This window comes from Gimesia chilikensis (genome assembly GCF_008329715.1).
Lineage (GTDB): Bacteria > Planctomycetota > Planctomycetia > Planctomycetales > Planctomycetaceae > Gimesia > Gimesia chilikensis.
In genome coordinates, this window is record NZ_VTSR01000005.1 from 513446 (window position 1) to 537311 (window position 23866).

The 23866-nt window shown below is 54.1% G+C and carries 22 protein-coding genes; 13 read left to right on the plus strand and 9 right to left on the minus strand.

The genetic code is table 11. The features are described 5' to 3' along the window. Positions 1 to 183 precede the first annotated feature (183 nt). Entirely contained in the window at positions 184 to 945 is a 762-nt protein-coding gene (locus FYZ48_RS06315) for a TerC family protein (RefSeq protein ID WP_149338531.1), read from the plus strand. Positions 946 to 993: 48 nt separating this feature from the next. On the opposite strand, the gene FYZ48_RS06320 is transcribed toward FYZ48_RS06315, so the two are convergent. Further along, on the minus strand, positions 994 to 2046 hold the full coding sequence (locus FYZ48_RS06320) for a ThuA domain-containing protein (protein ID WP_242022426.1): 1053 nt from the start codon (positions 2044 to 2046) through the stop codon (positions 994 to 996). Between the two features lie 270 nt (positions 2047 to 2316). Here FYZ48_RS06320 and FYZ48_RS06325 point away from each other — a divergent pair, with 270 nt between their 5' ends. The 4 genes from FYZ48_RS06325 to FYZ48_RS06340 all read left to right on the plus strand — a co-directional run bounded on the left by FYZ48_RS06325 (position 2317) and on the right by FYZ48_RS06340 (position 5289). Further along, positions 2317 to 3063 carry an SDR family oxidoreductase gene (locus FYZ48_RS06325; RefSeq protein ID WP_145443109.1) on the plus strand — a complete coding sequence of 249 codons (747 nt, stop codon included), beginning with the start codon at positions 2317 to 2319 and terminating at the stop codon, positions 3061 to 3063. A gap of 69 nt (positions 3064 to 3132) precedes the next feature. Continuing rightward, positions 3133 to 3780, plus strand: a complete 648-nt coding sequence (locus tag FYZ48_RS06330; RefSeq protein WP_149338533.1) for a hypothetical protein — start codon at positions 3133 to 3135, stop codon at positions 3778 to 3780. A 293-nt stretch (positions 3781 to 4073) separates the two neighbouring features. Beyond that, positions 4074 to 4832: a hypothetical protein gene (locus FYZ48_RS06335; protein WP_149338535.1), complete on the plus strand. Its 759-nt coding sequence runs from the start codon at positions 4074 to 4076 to the stop codon at positions 4830 to 4832. 19 nt (positions 4833 to 4851) lie between these two features. After that, the gene (locus FYZ48_RS06340; RefSeq protein WP_149338537.1) at positions 4852 to 5289 is read left to right on the plus strand and encodes a VOC family protein; all 438 of its coding nucleotides are present in this window, start codon (positions 4852 to 4854) and stop codon (positions 5287 to 5289) included. Positions 5290 to 5406: 117 nt separating this feature from the next. Here FYZ48_RS06340 and FYZ48_RS06345 read toward each other — a convergent pair whose 3' ends face one another. Then, on the minus strand, positions 5407 to 6087 hold the full coding sequence (locus FYZ48_RS06345) for a transposase (RefSeq protein ID WP_149338539.1): 681 nt from the start codon (positions 6085 to 6087) through the stop codon (positions 5407 to 5409). Here FYZ48_RS06345 and FYZ48_RS29860 point away from each other — a divergent pair. After that, positions 6049 to 6438: a transposase gene (locus FYZ48_RS29860; protein ID WP_187781893.1), complete on the plus strand. Its 390-nt coding sequence runs from the start codon at positions 6049 to 6051 to the stop codon at positions 6436 to 6438. The genes FYZ48_RS06345 and FYZ48_RS29860 overlap by 39 nt on opposite strands. Before the next feature lie 215 nt (positions 6439 to 6653). Beyond that, a complete protein-coding gene (locus tag FYZ48_RS06355; RefSeq protein WP_149338543.1) occupies positions 6654 to 7493 on the plus strand; it encodes an alpha/beta hydrolase in 840 nt (279 codons plus the stop codon). Between the two features lie 468 nt (positions 7494 to 7961). On the opposite strand, the gene FYZ48_RS06360 is transcribed toward FYZ48_RS06355, so the two are convergent. The 3 genes from FYZ48_RS06360 to FYZ48_RS06370 form a co-directional block, all read right to left on the minus strand. Next, positions 7962 to 8318, minus strand: coding sequence for a hypothetical protein (locus FYZ48_RS06360; protein ID WP_149338546.1), 357 nt, complete (start codon positions 8316 to 8318; stop codon positions 7962 to 7964). 56 nt (positions 8319 to 8374) lie between these two features. Further along, positions 8375 to 8767: a hypothetical protein gene (locus FYZ48_RS06365; RefSeq protein ID WP_149338548.1), complete on the minus strand. Its 393-nt coding sequence runs from the start codon at positions 8765 to 8767 to the stop codon at positions 8375 to 8377. Positions 8768 to 9656: 889 nt separating this feature from the next. Next, positions 9657 to 11033, minus strand: a complete 1377-nt coding sequence (locus FYZ48_RS06370; protein ID WP_149338550.1) for a DUF1501 domain-containing protein — start codon at positions 11031 to 11033, stop codon at positions 9657 to 9659. 616 nt (positions 11034 to 11649) lie between these two features. Between FYZ48_RS06370 and ilvB the strand changes: the two genes are divergently transcribed. The 4 genes from ilvB (at position 11650) to FYZ48_RS06390 (ending at position 16730) form a co-directional block, all read left to right on the plus strand. Then, positions 11650 to 13431, plus strand: coding sequence for a biosynthetic-type acetolactate synthase large subunit (ilvB, locus tag FYZ48_RS06375; RefSeq protein WP_149338552.1), 1782 nt, complete (start codon positions 11650 to 11652; stop codon positions 13429 to 13431). Positions 13432 to 13500: 69 nt separating this feature from the next. Continuing rightward, positions 13501 to 13692, plus strand: a complete 192-nt coding sequence (locus FYZ48_RS06380) for a hypothetical protein (RefSeq protein ID WP_149338555.1) — start codon at positions 13501 to 13503, stop codon at positions 13690 to 13692. A 101-nt stretch (positions 13693 to 13793) separates the two neighbouring features. Next, entirely contained in the window at positions 13794 to 15227 is a 1434-nt protein-coding gene (locus tag FYZ48_RS06385; protein WP_149338557.1) for a hypothetical protein, read from the plus strand. A gap of 114 nt (positions 15228 to 15341) precedes the next feature. Beyond that, the gene (locus FYZ48_RS06390; protein ID WP_149338559.1) at positions 15342 to 16730 is read left to right on the plus strand and encodes a glutamate decarboxylase; all 1389 of its coding nucleotides are present in this window, start codon (positions 15342 to 15344) and stop codon (positions 16728 to 16730) included. A gap of 20 nt (positions 16731 to 16750) precedes the next feature. On the opposite strand, the gene FYZ48_RS06395 is transcribed toward FYZ48_RS06390, so the two are convergent. Continuing rightward, the gene (locus FYZ48_RS06395) at positions 16751 to 17161 is read right to left on the minus strand and encodes a hypothetical protein (RefSeq protein ID WP_149338561.1); all 411 of its coding nucleotides are present in this window, start codon (positions 17159 to 17161) and stop codon (positions 16751 to 16753) included. A gap of 123 nt (positions 17162 to 17284) precedes the next feature. Beyond that, positions 17285 to 18304 carry a DUF1559 domain-containing protein gene (locus tag FYZ48_RS06400; protein WP_149338563.1) on the minus strand — a complete coding sequence of 340 codons (1020 nt, stop codon included), beginning with the start codon at positions 18302 to 18304 and terminating at the stop codon, positions 17285 to 17287. Positions 18305 to 18947: 643 nt separating this feature from the next. On the opposite strand from FYZ48_RS06400, the gene FYZ48_RS06405 reads away from it, so the two are divergent. After that, complete coding sequence (locus FYZ48_RS06405) at positions 18948 to 19730, plus strand: 3-keto-disaccharide hydrolase (protein ID WP_149338566.1); 783 nt, start codon at positions 18948 to 18950, stop codon at positions 19728 to 19730. A gap of 5 nt (positions 19731 to 19735) precedes the next feature. Here the strand turns inward: FYZ48_RS06405 and FYZ48_RS06410 are convergent, their stop codons facing one another. Beyond that, positions 19736 to 21310 (minus strand): alkaline phosphatase D family protein, encoded by a 1575-nt coding sequence (locus FYZ48_RS06410; protein ID WP_242022428.1) that lies wholly within the window; start codon positions 21308 to 21310, stop codon positions 19736 to 19738. A gap of 228 nt (positions 21311 to 21538) precedes the next feature. On the opposite strand from FYZ48_RS06410, the gene FYZ48_RS06415 reads away from it, so the two are divergent. Beyond that, positions 21539 to 22324 carry an SGNH/GDSL hydrolase family protein gene (locus tag FYZ48_RS06415; protein ID WP_149338568.1) on the plus strand — a complete coding sequence of 262 codons (786 nt, stop codon included), beginning with the start codon at positions 21539 to 21541 and terminating at the stop codon, positions 22322 to 22324. A gap of 34 nt (positions 22325 to 22358) precedes the next feature. On the opposite strand, the gene FYZ48_RS06420 is transcribed toward FYZ48_RS06415, so the two are convergent. Beyond that, positions 22359 to 23663 (minus strand): polysaccharide pyruvyl transferase family protein, encoded by a 1305-nt coding sequence (locus FYZ48_RS06420; protein WP_149338571.1) that lies wholly within the window; start codon positions 23661 to 23663, stop codon positions 22359 to 22361. Between the last annotated feature and the right edge of the window lie 203 nt (positions 23664 to 23866).

The window sequence follows — 23866 nt, forward strand, 5'->3', positions numbered from 1 at the left end:
GCTTTGAGAGCCACACACTGCCGGGCAAACCGCTGAATTTCAAGCATTCTTTCCAATTTCAGGATACGGGTAGGATTTCCCTGAGCCGGAATCATGCACGCTGCGTTGCTGTACTTTTCAGAACCACCGCGATGTGTATAATCCGGGTCCCACTGCACACCTTACAACCTGACAGGAGCCACTATGTTTGAATGGATCGCCAGTCCTGAGGCCTGGATCGCGCTTGCAACACTTGCCAGCCTGGAAATAGTACTCGGCATCGACAACATCATTTTCATCTCGATCCTGGTGGGACGACTCCCTGAGAAAGAACGCGACCTGGCACGCAAACTGGGTTTGAGCCTGGCGATGATCGCCCGCCTGGTGCTGCTGTTCTCGATCTCCTGGGTGATGGGGCTCACCGAACCCTGGTTCTCCCTGTTCGGTTACGATTTTTCAGGGCGCGACCTGATCCTGATTGGCGGCGGCCTGTTCCTGCTGGCCAAAGCAACGCATGAAATACACAACAGCCTGGAAGGCCCGACGGCCCACGAAAAAGCCTCGTCCACCGCGACGGCGACCTTCGGTTCGGTCCTGGTGCAGATCGGCATGCTGGACATCGTCTTTTCGCTGGACTCGGTGATCACCGCGGTCGGACTGGCCGACCACATTTCGATCATGGCGATTGCGATCATCCTCTCGGTTGGTGTGATGCTGCTGGCTGCGAAATCGATCGGTGACTTCGTGGATCGGCACCCGACCGTCAAGATTCTGGCGCTTTCCTTCCTGATCATGGTCGGCGTAACGCTGATGGTCGAAGGCTTCCAGGTCCACGTTCCCAAAGGCTACATCTATTTCGCGATGGCCTTCTCCGTCACGGTGGAAATGCTCAACCTGCGGATGCGGAAAGCGCACGCCGAACCGGTGCACCTGCATAAGAAACTGGAAGAGGGTGAGGCCAGCTGACTGACTTCACCCTCAATTAGTTGATCGCTCTCACTCTGATGCCTGTGATCAGGGAGTCTGCACGGTCGGTTCGTTGTCTTTCCAGTCGACCTCGGGAACGGTCTGCGTGACGTCGCCGGTCGCCGCCCATTCGGCACCCCGCTGCAGGGTAATCTGAAAACCGGTCCCCTGCAGGGCAGTCGTATCGTGCCCGAGGGTGGTGTGGAAGACGCGTCCTTTGCCGTAATCGATGACCATCATGATCGGTTCGTGCTCGCCGGTTCCCCGTTCGCTGGGTTCGGAATAGGCGGTCGCCAGCACCTGGACATTCTCAGCCGGACCGCGGAGTTTGCCGTAGACTTCGTCGGCAGGATGCATCCATTCCAGGGGCAGGCCTTTCACGATCGGGTGCTCTGCTTCGCGAACCTTGACCACAATCGGAATCCGCGTACCGTGCGTACCCCCACGACCGGCGGTGGTATCCTGTTCCCACTTGCCGTCCCGCAGACGCAGCATCGGACCGGACTTTTCATCGCGACCGGCCCAACCGCCGACGGCGATCATTTTGTTGTACGCGTCCCACTCGGGAAATGCATTGTCGGCTGCGTGGAAGGACACGAAGCCGCCGCCGTTTGTGACGTACTCGTCGAACGCCTGCTGCACTTCTTTGGGCCAGTTCTCGCCGTTGTAGTTACTGATGACGACATCGTACTTTTTGAAATCGGGACGCCACTGCTTCCAGAGTGCCGGGTTCTCTTTCTGCAATCGGGCGAGTTCGGCTTCCCAGGCTTTCTTGTATTCCTCGAACTGTTTTTCCTGTTCTTCCGTCAGCTTCTTATTTGCCGGTTTCCGCGGTGGACGGGGAACGCCTGGCGGCGTGGTGGAAACTTCTACCGTGAATTTACCCGAGTTCTCCAGGATCTTTTTCAGCACCGGCGTCGTCTCCCGCCAGTTATGATTATTCTGCCCGTCGATCAACAGCACCGACAGCTTATCGCCCTGGTCCTGGGCTTCTGTCTGCTCGGCCTGTGCCTGACTGGCCGGCTCCCCTGCGGCACAGGAAAACAGACTGAAACAGCACATCAGCAAGAGACCATATTTTGACAGTGACGGCGCGCACATCGACGGATTTCTCCTCTGAATCTGGAATGAGAATGAAGCCGGCCCCCGAATCAGAGTCCCGGAACCGATTCCTTTACAGTACCAGTCGCACCGATCCAAGTCACTAAAAAACACCCGTTGATTCCGGAATTGCCGGCAATCATTGTCTGGAAAACGAAGTTCAGGAGACCGGTTTTCTTGCGGGGCTGTTTCATTTGCATGAGTCGCCTATAATAGTCATCAGAGATCCATTTCCAATTTCACTTCGTGTTTCATAGTAAGTGCTCTGTCATGAAACAGGTTGCTATCATTACCGGCGGCGGACAGGGAATCGGCGCGGCGACATCCGTGCTGGCGGCCCAGCGCGGCTATGCGGTTTGTGTGAACTACCGGACCAACGAAACCTCCGCGGACTCAGTCGTCTGCCGGATTCGCAATGCAGGGGGCACCGCGATTGCCGTCCAGGCCGATGTCTCGAATGAAGACGAAGTCGAACGGCTGTTCCAGACCACCGACGAAAAGCTGGGGCCCGTCACGGCACTCGTGAACAACGCCGGCATCCTCGAACAGCAGATGAAGTTCGAAGAGATGACTTACGACCGCTGGAAGCGGATTTTCGATACCAACGTGTTCGGCAGCTTCCTCTGCTCACGGGCTGCGATTCGCAGAATGTCGACTCATCACGGCGGTCAGGGGGGCGCGATCGTGAATGTCTCCTCGCTGGCTTCCCGCGCAGGTTCCCCGTTTGAATACGTGGACTACGCCGCGTCCAAAGGTGCCGTCGACTCGCTGACGCTTGGTCTCTCCAAAGAAGTCGCAGACGCCGGCATTCGCGTGAATGCGGTCCGGCCCGGCTTCATCGACACCGCGATGCACGCCAGCGGTGGCGAACCGAACCGCATCGAGCGGGTCAAAGCACAGGTCCCCCTCAAACGGGGCGGCACGACGGAGGAGGTCGCGTTTGCGATTCTGTGGCTGCTGTCTGACGAATCTACCTACACCACCGGCAGCTTCATTGAAATTGCCGGCGGGAGGTAGAGAGAATGTTCCGTAGAATAAAAGTTCCAGGAACCTTTCCGATCTCCTTATTGATTAAGGAATCCTTAAATGACACAACATATTACGGAAATAATAAAACAGGCTGAATTAGAAAAATTAAATTGGGATTTTTATGAAGATGCAGAAGACGTAGAAGAATATGCCAGGAAAAAGACTATCCCAGGTCGCATCGTAAGTTTCATATTCGATGAAGCTAAGGAGATTAGCGATGCAGAAAAAATCATCGGTCTTCTTACTACGTTCGCCTCTCGTAGATGTTTGGTATGTTGGTTTTTATATTGCAAAAATGAATTTCCATTATTTGTTGCAAATTCTTTAGAGAAATATTGGTTAGAGTTCGGGCCAAATCGACAAATAATTGATGATTCATGGCTTGAGATCACTGAACCAACTGAAAATGGAAGTCCTATCTATGATTGCAGAAGGCAGGACACGCATTCTGCTAGTAGTGCAGTTGCACATGCAGCTAGATATGCAAAAAAACGATCTCCACATGATGCAGTCATATCTCTATCACATGCATTTATAGCATTCGATATTTCCCCTATTGGTTCATACGTAAATTATATCGATTGGCTAGTAAATGTCGCAGTTCCATCTGCATTTGATTTGGAGTATATGCCTCCAGAGAAGATGTTTGTCATGGCCGATTTCGAAATTCCATCCATCATGAAAAATGTAGTATCTAGAAAATAATGAGATAGATTTTCATGTTGTAGAGTGGGAGCAACTCGTTAAGAAATAAGCGTCAGTAACTACGTTAAATACTTTCAAGAGGAAAGCAGAATTGATTCTATACCTGAGCGCTTTTTATGTTGGAATTCTAAGAGAATAAAGGTTCCTGGATCCTTTCCGGCCTCCAGCCTGTTGTAGCTCGACCGTTTACTCCCCTCACCCTGTCGCGGAATTCGGTCTATTCTTTTCAACAGCGACTACGATAGACTGCAGGCTGACACGCCCGCTCAACTCAAATCAGGAGGTAGGAGCTGATGAATCAGAAATCACGTTTACACATAACACGAACCGGCAGACTGGTAACTGGTCTGCTGGCGATTTGCATCGCGGGACTCACCGCGATGGTTCACAGCTCCGCTCACGCCGACAAGCTCCTTCCCGCAGTGCAGGCGAGTGAGAGTGACCTGTTTGAAGCTGAGGGGCCGACGGCTGCGCAGATCGCTCGACAAAAACTGATCGCAGCAGCGCAGGCAGCACCGGACAAACTGCAGGCGATTGGTCTTCGCTGCTATAACCCCACTGGCTGGAAAATGCTGGTTTATCTGCCGCCTGACAAAACCTGGAAACTCTATGGTGCCATTCGACCGATCCCCTTCCCCGTGCTGGTGAAACCCGCACCGATAGATGGCAACTTCGTCATCCGCGCTGCACCGCGGGGACGCATCATACAACTGGAAGGATCGCTCAGTATCAACGATGAAGGGCACTGGCAGTTGTTCATGGAGACCGACCGATCCGTCATCCAGGGCACGGATCTGGCCGTTTTCAGTTTCTATCGTCCCGGCGACAATACCGGGGAAGCAATTGCCCGGTACATCACCCGGCAGGAACCCCAGCGAAGCTGCATCCGCGGTTCGGTGGGAACACAGCATGTGACCCGCAAGCAGAATGACAAGCTGGAACTGCTGAGCGCGCGGTATGTTCCGAAATCATTCGCAGGGGAAACGACGACAGAGACGCTGCTCCCCGGGTACTGCGTCTGGATTGAAGCCACGCCGCGGGCTGAGAAGTAAACGTCATCAGGGAGAGAGTATGACCGTCAAGCGGATGGATAACGTGGGTATTGTGGTCGAAGACCTGGATGCCGCGATTGATTTTTTCACGGAACTGGGCCTGGAGCTCGAGGGGCGTGCACCGATTGCGGGAGACTGGGCCGACGGAGTTACAGGCTTGCGAGAGATGCGTGTCGAGATTGCCATGTTACGTACGCCCGACGGTCAGAGCCGGCTGGAGCTGTCCCGCTTCCTGGCACCGCCTGTGGTCGCCGATCATCGCAGCGCTCCCGTGAACTCCCTGGGCTACCTGCGTGTCATGTTCACGGTGGAGGACATCAATGAAACGCTGGCCCGGCTGGAGCAACGCGGCGCTACGCTGGTAGGTGAGGTCGTTCAATATGGAGACACCTATCAGCTCTGTTACATCCGGGGCCCAGAAGGATTTCTCATCGGGCTGGCCCAGGAACTGAAGTAGCAGATATCCGCGGAGTGTCGGTGTCTGATTACTTTTTTTTCGAGGATGACTCTCAGGCAACCGAAACGGATAACACCATTAGCCGCAGGGCGTTAGCCTAATGGCACTTACTTTACATCATTCTTCTTCCGCCTCCGATCTTTTCTCGCGTTTTTTGAAATGAGTTGACTTGGTACGTCGTCGATACGCTTCCCTTGGATATTTACGTCCCGGTCGGTTGGGTAGCTTGTCCTGCATGGCGATCCCCAGCGCGAAACGATAGCGTTCTCTCCAGTCGGCAGCTGTAGTATACATCGACGACAGCAGAAACTGCCGGAACGTGGTACAGATTCGTTTGAAGCTCATGCGACGGGGAGGCACCTTCACCAGTTCTGCCGCCTGACGCCGGAATTGAACTATCAGATTGTAGGCGACCATCGAAGTCATCAGTTCCTTATGGAACATCTCAACACCCCGCGCATGAATGTTTTCCGTATCCAGGACCACTTTGATATTCCGAATATCGGTCTCGACATCGGTCCGCCGCGCATACAGGTCGGACAGCATCTCGACTGATTCATCCAGGCTGGTTAACAGGTACAGCGGTTTCCTTTCGTCCGTTTCGATTTCATGCAGTTGCACCGACAGCTCCGCGTCGGCAGGCAAATCGGGATGTTTCTTGCGTTCACTGGGACTGGGCTGCCACTGACTGGACCAGGTCTTCCAGTTCGCGCCTTCATCAACCAGGGAAAGGTCAAACGCGAAGGTGTGCTGAAAACGATGACCAGTCGGCGTGAGTTTCTGACCGACCCGGCACATCGCTTTCGTTTTGTGTATCTGCCCAACCACAGTTCCTGGTTGAACCAGATCGAAATCGTGTTCGGCATCATCAAACGCCGCGTACTGCGTCGGGGCAGCTTCACTTCCAAACAGGATTTGATCGAGAAATTACGGCGGTTCATTGAATACTTCAACCAGCATCTGGCCCGCCCCATGCGCTGGACGTATACCGGCCACCGCACACAGAAAAGACAGCAGATCGAACGCCCCCGCACCTGGAGAGAACTCAGGAAAACCAGGAAGCAATGGCAACAATTCGCTTTAGTGGGAAACTATTTGCAATCGGAGTTACTAGCGCTTTGCCGCTCACGGTTGGTGGGCGTGATCTGATTTCCCTTGGGCGTTGAAGCTGGTGGCGGGTCGCCAGGCGGGCGAACACATGGGTTCGCCCCTACGACTGTCGGGTTGGTGGGCTGGTCATTGTTGCTCTAACTTGTGGCCTGACAGGGGTATAGTCGATTCGAGCCCCCCCTTCGAGAGATCAACATTGACTGATTGGATGTAGATCGCGTACGCTCCGTCGCTTCTTTCTCTCGGAGATCATCATGCGACTCTGTTGCCAACTCGTGTGGGGGCTGTTGTTGCTGCCGGCTGGTTGTGCCTCGCTGGGGCCGCTTTCGCCGCTGGTTCCGGTCGAACGTGCGCTGGTTTATTATCCGAGCCCCTTTCCTGAATCGGCCGCGCTGCCGGAGAATCTCCCCTTTGAGGATGCGTGGTTCGAAGCGGAAGATGGCACCAGGTTGCATGGCTGGTACCTGGATCATCCGGAACCTTGGGCAGTGGCGCTGTTTTGTCACGGCAATGCGGGGAACATTGTCAGCCGGGGAGCATCGCTGAAAATCCTGAATGAGCGTCATGGGCTCGCGGTGATGACCTTTGACTACCGGGGATACGGCAAGAGTGAGGGCAAGCCAAACGAACGCGGGATCCTGCAGGACGCGCGGGCGGCTCGTGCCTGGCTGGCCTCACGCGCCGGCGTTAAGGAGACGGACATCGTTGTCATGGGACGTTCGCTGGGAGGCGCGGTCGCTGTGGATCTGGCGGCGAAAGACGGCGCGCGGGGACTTGTGCTTGCCAGCACGTTCTCTTCGCTGCCTGATGCTGCGGCCCATCATTTCCCCTGGATCCTGCCCAGTCTGAACATGACGCAGCGGTTGAACTCAGCCGCAAAGATTGGGAACTATGAGGGACCGTTGCTGCAGAGTCATGGCGACAACGATCAACTGATCCCCATCGAACTGGGACGAAAGCTGTTCAACGCGGCCGGCGGTCCGAAACAGTTTGTCGTCCTGCCGGGCGGAGGTCACAACGATCCGCAGACCGAAGAGTACCGCCGCGTATTCGACAAGTTCATTGCCTCCCTGCCTGCCGCCGGTACCCGCTGAGTTCTGTTTACCGGTTCGCGATATTCAGCTAGGGGTGGTCGTTTCGTTTGCTTAGAATGGACCGTTTGTGTTTTGGGATCGCGATGGCTTGCTAACGGAAGCGCTGACTTCCCGGGGACGCAACACTGACCGTTTCCTGCTCGCTGCGCTCGGCCCGAATTTTATTCGGGCTCACCCGATGGCTCGTTATTCCGGTTGCCTTCGAGGAAGTTTACTGAAAAAGAAAGACGCCAGGCGGGCAGGCACACAGGCACTGCCCCTACGAATCACGGGTTGGGGGACTGGTTATTAATTGATTGGTTGTTCTGTGACCTCCTGTTGCCTGTGGCAATCACGGATTGCATCCGCGACCACCCTGTTTTTTTGTGAGCGGAATGGCGCCAGGCGGGCAGGCAGACAACGTCCGACGTTCGCATAGTTTGGTTTCATAGATCTGGATTGAGCTGTTGCGCCGATAGCTGGAATCATTCAGGGGGCAGCCCAGAATGTTTCGCCTTCCTGGTCATAGATTTTAATATGGCTCTCGCGGTTCTGATCAATCAGCATTGTCATTCCCAGGGTGCCGGTTTCATCACACAGCATGATGCCTGTCTGGCCCGTGTCAATCGTCCCGATAGCGGCCTGCGTGCTGGCATCGGAATTCAGAATTCGAATACCTGGCTTGTCTGCAGAGATGCCGATCTTGATCCGCTCACAACCCTGGCTGTCAATAAACTGCAGGTAAGGCTCCCCCTCCACAAAACCCAAGCGCGCCCGTACGTTTCCTTGCGCATCGACCAGTTGAAATTCTTCCGCCTGGATTACTTCTTTGATTTCTTCGGTCATCTATGTATTCCCTGTTCGAGAAGGGTCATCGAGAAGTTGATTACCGCCTGACTCGCTTATTGCTGACTTTGAGAACTCGTCCAGCAGACATTACACAAAATCTCAATCCCTCTTTCTTCCACTTCGGGATCATAGATATTGATCTTACCGGGATAACCTGGCCAAACCTCCAGCGTCGTTCCCAGCAATCCCCGTTCATCGTTGATCATCACCCCGGAAGTTTCTGGAAAGATACAACCGATGATCAATGAAGTGCTGGCATTAGAATTCAATAACCCTACCCCCGGATGGTCATTAGCGATTCCAATACTGACTCTTTCGTGATAAACACTGTCGATGAGCCGTATACGTGGGGAATCATCGGAGCCATAAAACCCCAGTCGACCGCGAGTATCTCCCTGAGGATCTTTCAACAGAAACTCTCGAGCGACTACTGTTTTTTCTACCATCGACACTGCTTTCCAAACGAGAGTGAGTAAGACCAGGAACCTGACGAGTATCTTAGTACATCGGTCACAAAATAGACAATGGGGTTCTGCGACCTCCTGTTGCCTGCGGCAATCACGGATTGCATCCGCGACCACCCTGTTTTTTTAGTGAGCGGAATGGCGCTTGCCGCTCACGGTTGGTGGGCGTGATTTGATTTCCCCTGGGGATTGAAGCTGGTGGCGGGTTGCCAGGTGGGAGCTGTGGATTAATTTTTTCATTTGAGAGGTTGTCATGATAGGCACTCATTTTTGGAAAGAGGAGAGAGGGGGCAGGACAGAATTTTGTCCTGGTGTGCCCAGATTTTGTCCCAGTCTGTCCCGGATTTTGTCCTGGTCTGGCCGGGTTTTGTCCTGGTGTGTCATGCACAGATTGCAGGGCACATCGCGAACATGTTTGTCTTGTTCCAGTGGAGATCAGCTGAAAAGCAGGTGTGGCTGGCTCACCGGTTTTCCAGAAACCGTACCCGGTTCAACATCCTCGCGCGCGAGCCAGATGGGAACAAGATACGTTTCGGCGGGAGGCGATCAAGGGGAGTTCGTTCAGGTGGGAGTGGAGGACGTTCAGTGGGGAGATTTGCAGGTGTGGATTGCTGTGGCTCCCAGCATGAGGTCTATGCCTGTTTTTTCTATGGTTTCCTACAGAAGAATGAGGATGAGTCTCTCTCCAGACAACATCAACTCTGTCACCTCCTGTTGCCTGCGGCAATCACGGATTACATCCGCGACCACCCGGAGGATTTTCTTCCGGTTCCTATCGAAGGGGTTCACTCAGAAAGTGAGTCACCAGGCGGGCGGGCACACAGGCACCGCCCCTACAGATGGCGCTGATCGGATTTCGGAAACGATTCGATCAGCTGAGTTCGGGGATGGGAGATCCTTTGGGGAGGATGGGCATGGGACGGCCGCTGTGATCGAGGAAGGCGTGGTGGTGATCGATGCCCAGGAAGCGGTAGACGGTTGCGAGCAGATCGTTGGGATCGAGCTTGTTGTCTTTGGCGTAGGCGCCGTTGGCGGTGGTCGAACCGATGACCTGTCCCATCTTCATGCCGCCGCCGGAAACGAGGACCGACATCGCACCGGGCCAGTGATCGCGACCGGGCTGCATGATTTTGGAACGGGTTCCCTTCTGAGGATTGATGCGGGGGGTGCGACCAAACTCACCGGAGACGATGACCATTACTTTTTCATCCAGCCCGCGATCGTAGATATCTTCCACCAGCGCGGAGACGGCACGGTCGAAAATGGGCAGGCGACCACGGAGGTCGTCGTAGAGGTGCCCGTTGACGGCATGAATATCCCAGTTGCTGGCACAGCCCTGGACGCCGGGGTTCTGCATCTGCATGGTGACGAAGCTGCAGCCCGCTTCGACCAGGCGGCGGGCCAGCAGGGCACGCTGTCCCCATTTGTGACGTCCGTATTTTTCGCGGGTGGCTTCGCTCTCTTGAGACATGTCAAACGCGTTGCGGGCCTTGTCGCTGGTGAGCATGTTCAAGGCTTTGCTGTTGAACTTATCAATCGATGCGAGCGAGCCGTTCTGATCGATGTCGCGGCGCATCTGGTCGAAGGAGGTCAGCAACGTCATGCGATCATCGAGACGTTCTTTGAGCTTATCATCCATGGTGATATTGGGGACCTGGAAGTTATCCAGGTTCGGATCAGCGCCCACGACGAAGGGGAGGGCTGCCTCGCCCAGGTAGGCGCTGCCGCCACCATAGACGCGGGGTTGATTCCCGATGTAGTTGGGCAGACCGTTATTCACGTGTTCGCGCATGCGGGAGACAATGGGGCCGATCGTTGGAAACTGCGAGATGGGATCGAGGGGCCGCAACGGATCGCGACCGGAGAGGAACCGCCCTGCTCCGCCGGCGTGGTTGGCAAAACCGTGGGAGATCGATCGGATGACGGTAAAGCGATCTGCGACTTTCGCGTGCAGGGGGAGATGCTCGCAGATATCCATACCGGGTACATTGGTGTGAATGGGATTGAACTCCCCCCGGTATTCCACCGGAGCGTTGGGCTTGAGGTCATAAGTTTCCATATGACTGGGTCCGCCCTGCAGCCAGATGAGAATCACCGAGGTATCGGGGGTCGACTTATGGGGAGCAGCACTGACGGCGCGGAGGCGCAGCAGGTCAGCCAGACTCAATCCGCCGAGTGTCAGGAATCCGGCCTGGAGAAAAGAACGTCGAGACTTGAGCGCCTGAAGCGGTGTCGCGGGACGGTTCATCGTGATTACCTCGGCTGGCTGTGGTGGTGGGATTTTCAGGTGACTGACTCTCGGTGCCTGCTGCAGGGTCCCCATTCACGGTGGTCGGGCAGCAGCAGAGATTCACTTAAACACCTGCTTATATATCGTATCAAAATGAACCAGAGGTTCCATACTTTTCCCAGCCGGAATGAGACTGATCTGAGATTTCGACGGACCTTTGAACGTAAATCAATGAAATTTATTAACTTATAGCCATACATATTTTGAGGACTCGTGATTTTCTAAGTCAGGACAGCGTGGATACGGTCAGGAGTGACTTAACCTGAATAATCGAAACAGGTTTTGTAACCCGTTAGCAGAGGCTGATTAATGCGAATGTCTCTGGACGAAAATCGGATTCTGAGCAGGAAATGACTCGTTATTGTCCCCCGGAGTAGATAGAATTGAGATCGAAATCAGTCTTTGATTTTCCCAAACCGAACATCAGGCGTACGAGGTGCGTCTACAGGTTTGTCTGTTATGGTGACAGCAAACGCTGATCGAGCAGGTTCCCGACTGAAACCAATGCGGGGATCTGAGATCAGTCAGATAGAATTTCAGAGTTTTAAAGATCATCGAAAAGAAGGGTGAAACAGTGGCCACTGCCAACGAAAAAGAGACGAAAACGACTACCATCAATGGCGCTGAGATTCTGGTTCAGGCATTGGTGCGGCAGGGCGTCAAGACGATCTTCGCCTACCCCGGCGGTTGCAGCATGCCTCTGCATCAGGCTTTGATGAAATACAAAGACGACATCCGCACCCTGCTGCCCCGCCACGAACAGGGTGGTGGTTTCGCAGCCCAGGGGATTGCCCGTACAACGGGTGAAGTGGGCGTCTGTATGGCGACCAGTGGTCCCGGTGCAACCAACCTGGTAACGGCCCTGGCGGATGCCAAGCTGGACAGTATTCCGATGGTGGCGATTACCGGTCAGGTACCGCAGGCTGTCATCGGTAGCGACGCGTTCCAGGAAACGCCGATGGTTGAAATTTCCCGCGCCATCACCAAACACACCTACATGGTTACCGACGTTAAAGACGTCGCCCGCATCGTGAAGGAAGCCTTCTTCATCGCGAACACCGGCCGTCCGGGTCCCGTGCTGATCGACTTCCCCAAAGACTGTCAGCTGGCCACACTTGATGACGAGCCGGATTACGATCCCGAAACCTATCTGCCCGGTTATCGTCCCGAGTTGCGGAAAGCAGCTCCCGAACAGATCAAACAGATTCTGGCAGCGATCAAACGTTCCAAGAAACCGATCTTATACGTCGGTGGTGGTGCCATCATTTCCGACGCTTCCGAAGAACTCGTGAAGTTCGCCCGTAAGACCAACATTCCCGTAACCACGACCGTAATGGGACTGGGCGTATTCCCCGGTGACGATCCCCTGAGCCTGGACATGCTGGGGATGCACGGCACCGTGTATGCGAACTATGCCGTCAACGAAGCCGACCTGCTGCTGGCATTCGGCGTGCGGTTTGACGACCGCGTGACCGGTAAGCTCGAAGAGTTCGCCAAGCATGGTAAGATCGTGCATGTGGACATCGACCCGTCTGAGCTGCAGAAAAACAAGGAAGCTCACATTCCGATCAATGCGGATCTGAAACACGTTCTGGCCGCATTGAACGAAGCGATTACCGATGATGACCTGCCCCAGGTTGATAACTGGCTGGCCCAGGTCAAAGAGTGGAAAGAAAAGTTCCCGCTCAAGTATCCCGAGTTGGGCGATGTGATGTCACAGCAGTATGCGATTCACGAACTCTGGCAGCAGACCAAAGACAAAGATCCTTACATCACCGTAGGCGTTGGTCAGCACCAGATGTGGGCGGCTCAGTTCTACAAGTTCAACAAGCCCCGCCACTGGCTCAGCAGTTCCGGACTGGGAACTATGGGCTTCGGTCTGCCCGCGGCAATGGGCGTTCAGGCTCAGTTCCCGGATTCACTGGTGGTTGACATTGACGGCGATGGTTCGATGCTGATGAACGTCCAGGAAATGGCGACGCTTTACACTGAAAACCTGCCGGTGAAAATCCTGCTGCTGAACAACCAGCACCTCGGCATGGTGGTGCAGTGGGAAGACCGCTTCATGGAAGGGCGTCGTGCCCATACTTACCTGGGTCCCGTGCATCATCCCGAATGGGAGGGCAAAGGTTCCGGTGATCATGGAGAAGTCACTTATCCCGACTTCGTTTCGATCGCGAGAGGTTTCGGCCTGAAAGCGAAACAGGTTCGCTCCAAAGCCGAGTACCCGGCTGCCCTGGCGGAGATGCTGGCTTCAGACGAGCCTTATCTGCTGGACGTGATCTGCACTTACCAGGAACACGTGCTGCCGATGATTCCCAGCGGTGGAACCGTGAACGACATCATCACAGAGTAATCGACGGTCACCTGGCCTGGCGCAGGAAACGGATTGAAACAAACCCGGTATTGAACAGGAGTAACGTCAATGCTGATTGCTGCGCCACTGGGTCAGGACCCCGGTTATCTTGTGGGCTGGGGAACGCTGTCGTTGATCAACGCCGGGCTCGCTCAGGGTAAAAACCGGAGCGGGCTGGTCTGGTTTCTGATCTCTCTGTTACTGGGCCCCATCGCGACGTTTATCCTGGTCGCTTTCTGCGAGAAGCTGCCCGGGCCTTAATAAAGTGTAAAAAAATCCCCCCTGTGGGCTGGAGAAAAAATCTGACGGGCCGATAAGATAAAGGACTCTGAGAGTCCATTCTGCTTCTTTACGAGGGAATCATGAGTCAGCAGAGACAAATCGGCGTGACCGTCTTACCGGAGTATCTGCAGTACGAGGGAGTCGAAAATGTTCTCGACAATCTCATGCAGCGGGCAGGGGTGACTGCCGTCTCCACCTCGCCTTACGTCATGCAACTGGCCGACGTACAGACCGGAGTCCGCGAACCCCCGGCGGATGCGGGAGCCGGCCAGGTCCGCCTGCTGGACCGTCCGCTCTGGGAAGGAAAGCGGGAGCTGTGGGTGCGAACGTCCCCCAGCTTCGTCCCCGATGAAAGGCTCTATGCAGACTTGCGCTATCAGCCCGCGAGTGCCGATGAACTGACACATCGCGAAGGTCAGGTGGTAGCCCACTTCATTGAAGCGGCCCATGACCGCGGCCTGGAAGTCTATTTCCAGGTGCAGGCTGCGATCCCGCCCGGGTATCGTGTGCAGTTTGGAGGCCCGGTCGAAGAAGATATTCCCCGCCTGCCCGAGGGTTCGCTCCCGCGGAAACGCGTCGCGAATAACGGGAGCCTGGCGAGCCCGCACATCATCGAATACCAGCATGCGCTGATTCGCGATCTGTTACAGCATTACCCGGACATCGACGGCATTCGTTTCGACTGGCCCGAGTATCCGCCATACTTCCTCGATTCGGCGTTCTTCGATTTCAGCGACCATGCACGACGGGCGGCCGACCGACTCGGCTACCACTTCGAACAAATGCGGGAAGACTCGCTGGCTTTGTATCAAAAGCTCAATGGCGGGCTGACGAACTTCGACCTGGATAACTGGCTCGCCGAAGAAAATCAGGCCGCGAACTTCACGGTCTGGCTCAACGATCATTTCCCCGGGGCGTCCGCGATGCTGCTGCTCAAGGCGCAGCTCTCTAAAGAACTGCTGGCGGGCTTCCGCAAAACAATGGACGACGCCGGCAAGCCGAACGTCGAACTCGCGCCCAGCGCGTTTCCACCTCCCTGGTCGATCATTTCGGGGATGAACTATTCACTGGCAGCGAAATACTGTAATTCAGTCAGCGTCAAACTGTATGGCATGCACTGGTCGATGATTCTCAGATCCTATGGCGATCAACTGCTGGCAGCGAACCCGGGGCTCTCGGAAACATTGCTGGTTCGCGCGTTGTTCAAATTCCTGGATATCACCGATGCGGATCCGCCGGAACGACTTTCTGAAGTCTATTACCCCGGCCCTGAAGAACCGCATCTCTCCGGACCGCTGGCCCAAGAGCGAAAAATCCTGGCAGCCCGCAAGCTGGCCCGACCAATGCCGATTTATGCGCTAGCGCACGGTTACGGACCCACGGAAGATTTTCGCGAGCGAATGCAGGCCGCGACTGATATCAGCCCGGACGGCGTCTGGGTCAATCGCTACTGTTACCTGAATGACGATAAGCTGGACATCATCGGGCAGTGTGCCGTGGGTTGTAATACATAAAATTTGAGAGAAAAACCGATCGGTCACTCGATCGATATTTAATTCCTCGAGTCATTCAGTAGGATAGCAGTAACCCGCTCTTTCACCGGTTGAACATCCAGGAGGGAACTGCTCATGCTGCACGGCCAGAAAAATCCTAACGAAGACGATCTCGACTCAGTCATCACGCCCGCTTACGGCGGCCGCTACATTCGGGAACCGGTTCCCAAATACCAGATGCCCCAGGACGGCCTGCCTCCCAAAGTCGCTTACAACCTGATTCGCGACGAACTGATTCTGGACGGCAACTCGCGACTGAACCTGGCGACGTTCGTTACGACCTGGATGGAAGACGAAGCCCGGCAGTTGATGTCTGAAACGTTCGACAAGAACATGATCGACAAAGACGAGTATCCGCAGACTGCGGAAATCGAACTCCGCTGCACCAACATGCTGGCCCAGTTATGGAATTCTCCTTCGGAAGAAAACTCGATTGGCTGCTCGACCATCGGTTCCAGTGAAGCGGCGATGCTGGGTGGCATGGCGCTGAAATGGAACTGGCGTAAACGCCGTGAAGCCCAGGGCAAGCCCGCAGACAAACCAAACATGGTCATGGGTATCAACGTGCAGGTCTGCTGGGAAAAATTCTGTCGCTACTGGGAAATCGAACCCCGTTTCGTTCCCATGGAAGGGGACCGTTACTGCCTGACTGCGGAAGAAGCGGTCAAGCTGGTCGACGAAAACACCATCGGTGTGGTGGTCATCATGGGCAGCACCTTTGACGGTCGATATGAAAACGTCAAAGAGGTCAACGACGCACTCACCAGACTCAACACCGAAACCGGCTGGGACGTACCGATTCACGTCGATGCAGCTTCCGGTGGTTTCGTCGCACCATTCCTGCAACCCGATCTGGAATGGGACTTCCGTCTGCCGCTGGTGAAATCGATCAATACATCCGGGCATAAGTTCGGCCTGGTGTATCCGGGAGTTGGCTGGGTGTTGTGGCGCAGCCGAGAGGAACTGCCCGAGGAACTGATCTTTCACTGCAACTATCTGGGGGGAGACCTGCCCAACTTTGCGCTGAACTTTTCCCGTCCCGGTAACCAGGTGGTAGCGCAGTACTTCAACTTCCTGAGACTGGGGCACGAAGGTTATCGCGAGATTCATCAGACATCGCAGGACGTGGCGATGTACCTCTCAGCGGGCATCGCGAAGCTGGGTCCGTTTGATCTGATTTCCGACGGCAGCGACATTCCCGTGTTCGCCTTCACCACCAACGAAAAGGCGAACTTCAGCGTGTTTGATATTTCCGACAAAGTTCGCGAACGAGGCTGGCTGGTTCCCGCCTATACCTTCCCGAAGAATCGGGAAGATCTGGCGGTGCTGCGGTGCGTCTGCAAGGAGGGTTTCACCCGCGACATGGCTGACATGCTGCTCGGTGATCTGCAGCATGCCATCGACTACTTTGCTCAGCGTCCGGATCATGAACCGCAAGCCGGCGGTTCCAGTTTCCATCACTGAGCCATTGCGAGTTGTGACTACTATTTCAGATCGAACGTAAATTCATTCGTACCGGCTTTGACGTCAGCCTTGAGAGGACTTTCCTGTAGCGACCGATACTGTTTGGGAATGTTTGGATACTCTTTTTTAGGAATCGGGTTATCCGGAGTTCCTTCGGGGGGAGTCACGGAGACAGAATAATTTCCCAGCACGACTTCCTGCAGTTCGACCTGCCCGGATTCGTTCAGGGTGCCCATAGCACCTTCGCCTTTGCCGGTCATCATCAGCCGCACATCTCCCTCTGTCACGGGGGAACCGTTGTGGGTAATGGTAATTGTGACTTCGGCTTTTTTCTTACCTTCTTCCGCCCCACCACATCCAGCCAGGGTGGTCACGACAGTCAGCAGCATGACAGCAAGGAACGCGTTCGGCATCTCAAATCGCTGTAACATAATTTCAATTGATCCTGTTATATAAATCAGTTTAAGTCAGCAAGAGGAAAGCCCCCGATCCGGATGACCGGGGGCTTTCGCATTGTATCGCGGGTCAGCATTCAAATCTTCCTGAACGGTCGATTAGAATTCCCCCAGGACCTGGCCATCCTTCTTGGAACAGAGATTTGCCAGGGTTCCGAAATCGAGGTTATCCGAAACAAATCTGACAGCACCATCAGCCAGCAGCACGTGTGTACCGCCGGTATGATAAGAGCCCAGAATCGTGTTCGCACCATAGGTCCGATACGCTTCACTGCCGGCACTGGTATTCCAGAAACTGTTCACAGAATACATGACGGTGGTCGTTCCCGATCCCCAGACGTTGGAACCGTTGGACCAGGAAGTCACTTTAGAGGAAGGACCGATACCACTCCAGCCGCCATAGTAGTTCGAACGGCTGTCCTGGTTATTTACCTGACCAGACTGTTCGCCGACGATGACTGTGTTGGAGGTTCCATCCTTAATGTCACGGATGCGGAAGCTCTCATTAGGAGCCAGCAGACCGTTATTACAGAACGTTCCGTTTCCATAACCGGCTCCAGATGCAGAACAGGTGCTGGTTGTACCAGAGGGATCCGGTGTCGCACCGGCGATACCGACATAGTCCATGGTCTGTCCCAGATCGTAGTTGTTCTTCACGTTCGCACTGTCGTTAGCATTGTTTCCATGAGGACTGGAAGGACAGTTGTAGACAGGAACGCGTAATGTCTTCAGCACTTCGTTGGAACCAGCACCGGAACCATAACCGTATGATCCACCACTGTTCTGCGAAGCGAAGCCACCGACAGTGGTGCTCACTTCAAAGTTCATCTGGTTGTAAGCGGGAGCCTGATCCAGGAAGGGCAGCAGAGGCACACGCCAGTTCGGGCGGTAGTAAGGGCTCTGCTCACCAATGGGGAAGCGCAGGTAGGCATCGTGGTAGTTATGCAATGCCAGCCCGAGCTGCTTCAGGTTGTTTTTACACGTACTGCGACGTGCTGCTTCACGTGCCTGCTGAACAGCGGGCAGAAGAAGCGCGATTAAGATAGCAATAATGGCAATCACGACCAATAACTCGATCAGCGTGAAACCACGTTTGCGTACATTGTGCCTGCAAAACATAAAAGTTTCCTTTAGAAATAAAATAGAGATATAACAACAAGGACGTAGAGAACGTTTCTTTCTTTAAGCATCAAAAACAGATGAGGCAGGACTCATGGGCAGGATCACACGAGTTTCTAAACTCAATTGTGAGGTAGCTGTGGAAGGACATCAGTACTCAAACCTGTGTCAGTCGTTTTTAGACGATCGACGAAGCTCCTGAAACTAACATAAACACTCTGCAATGATAATAAACAAACGATTGACATGTAAAGTATGCGAATTCTATGCCAAACATCACCAGGGCCGACTTCCTGCTCGAAATTAGAAGTTGAGCTATGTCGTCAACCGGCTGACTGTGGAGAACACACTTCGGATCGCTCTAATTTTTACAAGTCGAAATTGATTGAGAAATCACTCTTTAGATTTGATTTCCCCTCGCGGATCGCTCACTATGAATCTAACCCGCAGGAGACGGGAAGAGTGTCTCTTTTATTAATATTTTTTAAATATTCTGCACAGAAAATAGATCGTATCAATCACTCTTTGCGCAGTAAAACGGCACTCTGATACAAAATCGGCTTGAAACATCATTGGAAAAACCTGTCCCCTGCTACCGAAATATCAAGCATAATCCACACGACTGTCATAAAAGGGAACCACTATGCGCTACACTTCTCTGGTCATTTGTATATCTATGTGTTTGACCACGCCTCTTGCAGTATCTACCGCCCAGGCAGATGTGGGGGTCTCCGCCCCGGCTCCCTCTGATGCAGAAATCCTCCTGGATGGCAGTCGCGAAATGCTGGACCAGAAGTGGACCTATTGGAAAGGCCCTCGCTTCGGTTCCTCGCTCCCCATCAAATGGAAAGTCGTCGAAGACCCGATCGACAAGGGCACGGTGATCCAGTCAGATGATCCGGCTGCAGCCGGCGGAAAATTCGGCGCAGCGGATATTGTCACCAAACAGAAATTCGGCGACTTCCGTCTGCATGTCGAATTTCTAGTGATGAAACCGGGCGGTAACAGCGGCGTCTATCTGCAGAATCGCTATGAAATCCAGATTCTGGACGGCGACAAAACCAAACATGGAATGGGAGCCGTGATCAACAAAACCGAGTCCCCCTACCATGCTTACAATGGTACCGGTAAATGGAACGCTTACGACGTCACCTTTCGAGCTGCTCGCTTCAAAGATGGCAAGCTGGTTGAGAAGCCGCTGGTCACGGTCTACTTCAACGGCAAGAAAGTCCACGAGAATGTCACGATCGAAAAAGTCTGGGGCGGCGCAAATTCCGGCCTGGACGGCGGCAATGACAACGGCTTTGGCATCACCGACCGACCGGGCGGAATCAAGCTGCAGTGCGAAGGACATGACGTTCGTTTCCGAAACGTCTGGATCAAACCACTGGACTTGAAAACTGCCGACACGAACTTCCAGGAGTAACGTGTCTACTTCTTGGGTGGAATGTCATGCTGGTAGAGTAGCTTTCCTTTCTCGTCGTGAAACAGAAAGGAAAGCGTCGCCGGCTGTGCTTTCTCGGCGGGTGTGACCTTCACCTCCAGAAATCCGCCCGAACGCGGATCCTGATAGTAAGGCTGCTTGATTTCCCCCTTGGCATCGGTCGACTTGGGATCACCGGGCTTGCGGCCCAGTCGTGAGTTCGCATCAACCAGGGCCCCCGAGGAGAACTCTTCGAAACCGCTGGGATCGACCGAATGATACTGCCAGTGTCGATCGCCGCAGACAATGAAGAAATTCTGCTGATCCAGGCCGTTCTCTTTGAGCCACTTGAAGAAATCATCCCGCTCATGACGAAAGCCGCCGATATCACAATGGTTGTCGGTTTTACGGAGATCATCGGGACCGATCATCGGCGTGGGTGAAATCAGCAGTTTGTAAGTCGCGTCGCTCTCTTTAAGCGTCTTCTGCAACCAGGCTCTCTGCTCCTTCCCCCAGATCGATTTTTCCGGACCATCTTCCATCGCATTCGGGCTGCGGTACATCCGGTTTTCGGGCAGCCAGATTTGCAGATCCTTGCTCACTCGATGCGTACGGTACGTCTTCGCATCCTTGTCTCCCATGGGAGCCACCGGCAGTTGTTCGAGCATCATATCCCGCCCTTCCTGGGGAGTCGGGTGATGATCGCCGGTATTGTCACCATCGTCGATGCGGTAATCGTGGTCGTCAATTTCCCAGTACGTCGGCACCTCCGCAAACAGGTCGCGATAACGGGGCTGAATGAACTGCTCGTGCCACTTCTGTCGCATCTCGGGAATCGTTTTCGCACGGGGATTATCGGGAGTATCGTAGTAGACGTTATCCCCGGTGCCGACGAAGAACAACGGCTTGAGCTTCAGAATTGTCTCCAGCGCCGGGTACCCCAGATGTTTATCGGGACCGGAATACGGCTGCGGAAGATTGGTGTTGTTCTCGATCAAATGCTGCTTTTTATCGATCCGGTCATCGCCATGAAATTTGGCATAGTTCATGCCGGTCACCACCACGAACTTCACCGGTTCTGCCAGGGTCGGACCGGGCAATGTTTCAAAGTGAGCCACCGGTCCAGCATGTAGATGCTCGGCAGTCTTGCCAATCTCTGTTTTACATTCGTATTTCGTTCCAGGAGCCAGGCCGGTAAAAGCAGCCCGGGCGATAAAATCATGATCGGCAACTGCTTCGATTGTCTGGGGGTTGTCTTTGATTTCCGCTCCCCCTTTAGCCGCCACGGGTTGCAACGTAAAGCGGACGACGCCCGACGTTCCTTTCACATCCCTGTCAACGAGCTTATCAGTCTCTGTCAGACGCACCTGCACCAGTGCGCTGTCTGGAGTGAGTTCTCCTACCATAACGCCCATCCCGGCCAGCGGTTCTCCCTTGTGCGCTTCGGCATGCTGATCGCCTGCCTGCTGTTCATCGGGAATCGGAGCCGCTTCCCCCTGCTCGACCACCGGCGCCGGTGTCGTAGGTTTGGATTGTTCACAACCGAAAACAAATAACAGACAGCACAGACAGTAGAATCTCATGTTGAGCACTCCCTTGAAGAACAGTTCTGGATGTGAGAGGAAAATACATTCTATTGCTTAATCGCGCCGGTCCCAACTCAAATCGGCACAGAATTACCTTATTCGGCATTCACCCGTTGTTTTTGGAAAAACAGTTCAGAATCAACTTGCCGTCTCTGAGCGTCTTTCTGCACAATGGAAGTCACAACCGATCAACTCTCATGAATAACCTATAACGAGAAACACATTATGAAAACGCTCAAACTGATTCCGCTGCTGCTGCTCTGTCTGATCACCTTCTCACAGTCGGCCCTGGCCGAACAGGATGCCAAAGAAGCCTGGCAGAAACTGGTTCGCTCTCCTCGCTTCAATAAGCGCCCCGCGTTCCAATACGTCAAAAACAATCCTCAACTGCCGAACGTACTGCTCTATGGAGATTCCATTTCCATCGCTTATACCGATGCCACTCGCGAGGCCCTCAAAGGTAAAGCCAACGTCTACCGTCTGTACTGCAACGGCGGCGATTCCTCTTCATTTATTGAGAAGATGAAAACGATGCACGCCACCATGCAAAAAGACGACCTCACCGCCCCCTGGAAATTTGACTGGGACGTAATTCACTTCAACGTCGGGCTGCACGACCTGAAGTACATGAATGGCAAAAAGCTGGATCGGGTGAACGGCACCCAGGCGATTTCTCCCGCTGACTACGAAAAGAATCTGCGGGCCATCATCGCTTATCTCAAACAGCTGGCCCCCAAAGCCAAACTGATTTTCGCAACGACCACGCCCGTGCCCGAAGGAGAGCCGGGGCGGATCGCCGGTGACGCAGCGAAATACAACCAGATCGCATTGAAGGTCCTCAAGGACTATCCCGAAATTGCCGTCGATGACCTGTATGCTTTCACAAAGCCACAGCATGCCCAGTGGTGGACCAAACCGGGCAACGTGCACTTCAATACCGCCGGTGCCACCGCACAGGGGAAAGAGGTGGCCCGGGTCATCGAACAGCAACTCAAACCGAAACAGGATTAAGCAATCCTGCCGGGCTCAACGGGATCCAGGTGATCTATTGCTGATCCAGGATCTCTTTGATCTCCCCCATCATTTCCTTCGATCGTGTATTCACCGTGTGCATGGCCCGGTCCACCTTGGACTGGGACAGCGCCGGCTTGGCATCGATTTTCAGCAGGGCCCGGGTAATTTGTGAAGCGGGTTCATTGTCGATATCGAACAACCACTCCGACAGACCGATATCGCGGAACATCCAGCGTTTGAGACCGTGACGGGCACTCGCCAGATGCATGACCGGAGTTCCCATCGACAACGCGATGATGCAGGAATGCGGCTCCATGGAGACAACGGCGATCGCCTGGGCATACACAGAAGCGGCCTCATCCACGTTCCAGAACGGATCGCGGTTGACCACGTAAGGCTTCACATCTTCCGGAAGCTGATCCAGAATCATCTTCTGGGCATGGATGATTTCCTTATCGACTTCAGGTGCCAGCAGCACTTTTTTCTTCGTCGTGCGAACCCAGTCGGTGATGACCGCCCGCAGTTTTTTCGTCCAGAGTTCGTTCTGTGCGATGTCTTCCTTCGTCGGCTGGGTGGGGTTCATCACGGTCCCCTTTGTCGCTTTCAGCTTAGGGGTATTGCTGCGGAGTGTGACGGTGATAAATTCTTTCGGTTTCAAATCGTGGGCTTTGAGCCAGGCATTCGCTTTTTTATCATCACGAACATCGATACCAAAACAGCCATCCGGCCCGAAGGAGAGGGAAGGTGAAGTCACGCCGATCTTTCGCAGGTAATAAAACGATTCCACGTCACGGGTGTAAATCGCAGCCGCCCTGGAGAGCAGTTCGCTCATCTTCGCTTCATCTTCCGGTGCAAAACCATCGAAAGACTGTCCATACAGCACCAGCGGTTTATCGGTCGCAGTGCAGGCTTCAATAATGTAAATCGGCGGTGGCCAGAACTGGTTGAAGTGCATGCCGGAGTTATAGAGAAACAGGTCGCTTTCATCGAAGGCTTTCTGCATCTCAGGATTATTAGCTTTACCGCGTGCATTCATTTTCCCCTGCACGATATTCACCTTGGGAAACCGCTGTTTGAGCATCGCGGTGACTTCATCGGTGGTCCGGTGTAACCATAGATTGACTTTCACGTCAGGCAGATACTCTTCCAGGTAACGCAGAGTTCCCGGCGTATGCCCAATGTCCCCGATGTTGACTGCCTGCCAGCCGGATCGCATGAAAATGGTTTTCTGTTTTGAATCATCCTCACCAGCTTCCAGTGCGGAAAGGGAAAACAGAGGGAGTGTTGCCAGCAGGATCAGCAGGCTTCGACGAGAGATGAAATCAGCAAAAGTCACGGGTGAGTTTCCTCCGGGCGAGTCAGTACAAAGTCGTTTTTGAGGCTGTCAATCAGACGCAAGGCTTCATCTTAACTGCTGTATAGAGCAGATAAAATCGGCTCCCGATTATTTAAGTTTCTTTTTTGTGGTTCTGGACCTGTCTGCTCTACCAAAACATAAAAAATGACTGGTTCCGAGTTTGCCCATCCCGGTAGCAACCA

Bases quoted from the DNA above. Each gene is read 5' to 3' on its own strand.
- FYZ48_RS06355 (WP_149338543.1), top strand. From the start codon at position 6,654: ATGCGACTCTGTTGCCAACTCGTGTGGGGGCTGTTGTTGCTGCCGGCT.
- FYZ48_RS06345 (WP_149338539.1), bottom strand. From the start codon at position 6,087: ATGTGCCGGGTCGGTCAGAAACTCACGCCGACTGGTCATCGTTTTCAG.
- FYZ48_RS06415 (WP_149338568.1), top strand. From the start codon at position 21,539: ATGAAAACGCTCAAACTGATTCCGCTGCTGCTGCTCTGTCTGATCACC.
- FYZ48_RS06330 (WP_149338533.1), top strand. From the start codon at position 3,133: ATGACACAACATATTACGGAAATAATAAAACAGGCTGAATTAGAAAAA.
- FYZ48_RS06395 (WP_149338561.1), bottom strand. From the start codon at position 17,161: ATGTTACAGCGATTTGAGATGCCGAACGCGTTCCTTGCTGTCATGCTG.
- FYZ48_RS06340 (WP_149338537.1), top strand. From the start codon at position 4,852: ATGACCGTCAAGCGGATGGATAACGTGGGTATTGTGGTCGAAGACCTG.
- FYZ48_RS06325 (WP_145443109.1), top strand. From the start codon at position 2,317: ATGAAACAGGTTGCTATCATTACCGGCGGCGGACAGGGAATCGGCGCG.
- FYZ48_RS06390 (WP_149338559.1), top strand. From the start codon at position 15,342: ATGCTGCACGGCCAGAAAAATCCTAACGAAGACGATCTCGACTCAGTC.
- FYZ48_RS06365 (WP_149338548.1), bottom strand. From the start codon at position 8,767: ATGGTAGAAAAAACAGTAGTCGCTCGAGAGTTTCTGTTGAAAGATCCT.
- FYZ48_RS06380 (WP_149338555.1), top strand. From the start codon at position 13,501: ATGCTGATTGCTGCGCCACTGGGTCAGGACCCCGGTTATCTTGTGGGC.
- FYZ48_RS06410 (WP_242022428.1), bottom strand. From the start codon at position 21,310: ATGAGATTCTACTGTCTGTGCTGTCTGTTATTTGTTTTCGGTTGTGAA.
- FYZ48_RS06335 (WP_149338535.1), top strand. From the start codon at position 4,074: ATGAATCAGAAATCACGTTTACACATAACACGAACCGGCAGACTGGTA.
- FYZ48_RS06370 (WP_149338550.1), bottom strand. From the start codon at position 11,033: ATGAACCGTCCCGCGACACCGCTTCAGGCGCTCAAGTCTCGACGTTCT.
- FYZ48_RS06400 (WP_149338563.1), bottom strand. From the start codon at position 18,304: ATGTTTTGCAGGCACAATGTACGCAAACGTGGTTTCACGCTGATCGAG.
- FYZ48_RS06315 (WP_149338531.1), top strand. From the start codon at position 184: ATGTTTGAATGGATCGCCAGTCCTGAGGCCTGGATCGCGCTTGCAACA.
- FYZ48_RS06385 (WP_149338557.1), top strand. From the start codon at position 13,794: ATGAGTCAGCAGAGACAAATCGGCGTGACCGTCTTACCGGAGTATCTG.
- FYZ48_RS06320 (WP_242022426.1), bottom strand. From the start codon at position 2,046: ATGTGCGCGCCGTCACTGTCAAAATATGGTCTCTTGCTGATGTGCTGT.
- FYZ48_RS06405 (WP_149338566.1), top strand. From the start codon at position 18,948: ATGCGCTACACTTCTCTGGTCATTTGTATATCTATGTGTTTGACCACG.
- FYZ48_RS29860 (WP_187781893.1), top strand. From the start codon at position 6,049: ATGACCAGTCGGCGTGAGTTTCTGACCGACCCGGCACATCGCTTTCGT.
- FYZ48_RS06360 (WP_149338546.1), bottom strand. From the start codon at position 8,318: ATGACCGAAGAAATCAAAGAAGTAATCCAGGCGGAAGAATTTCAACTG.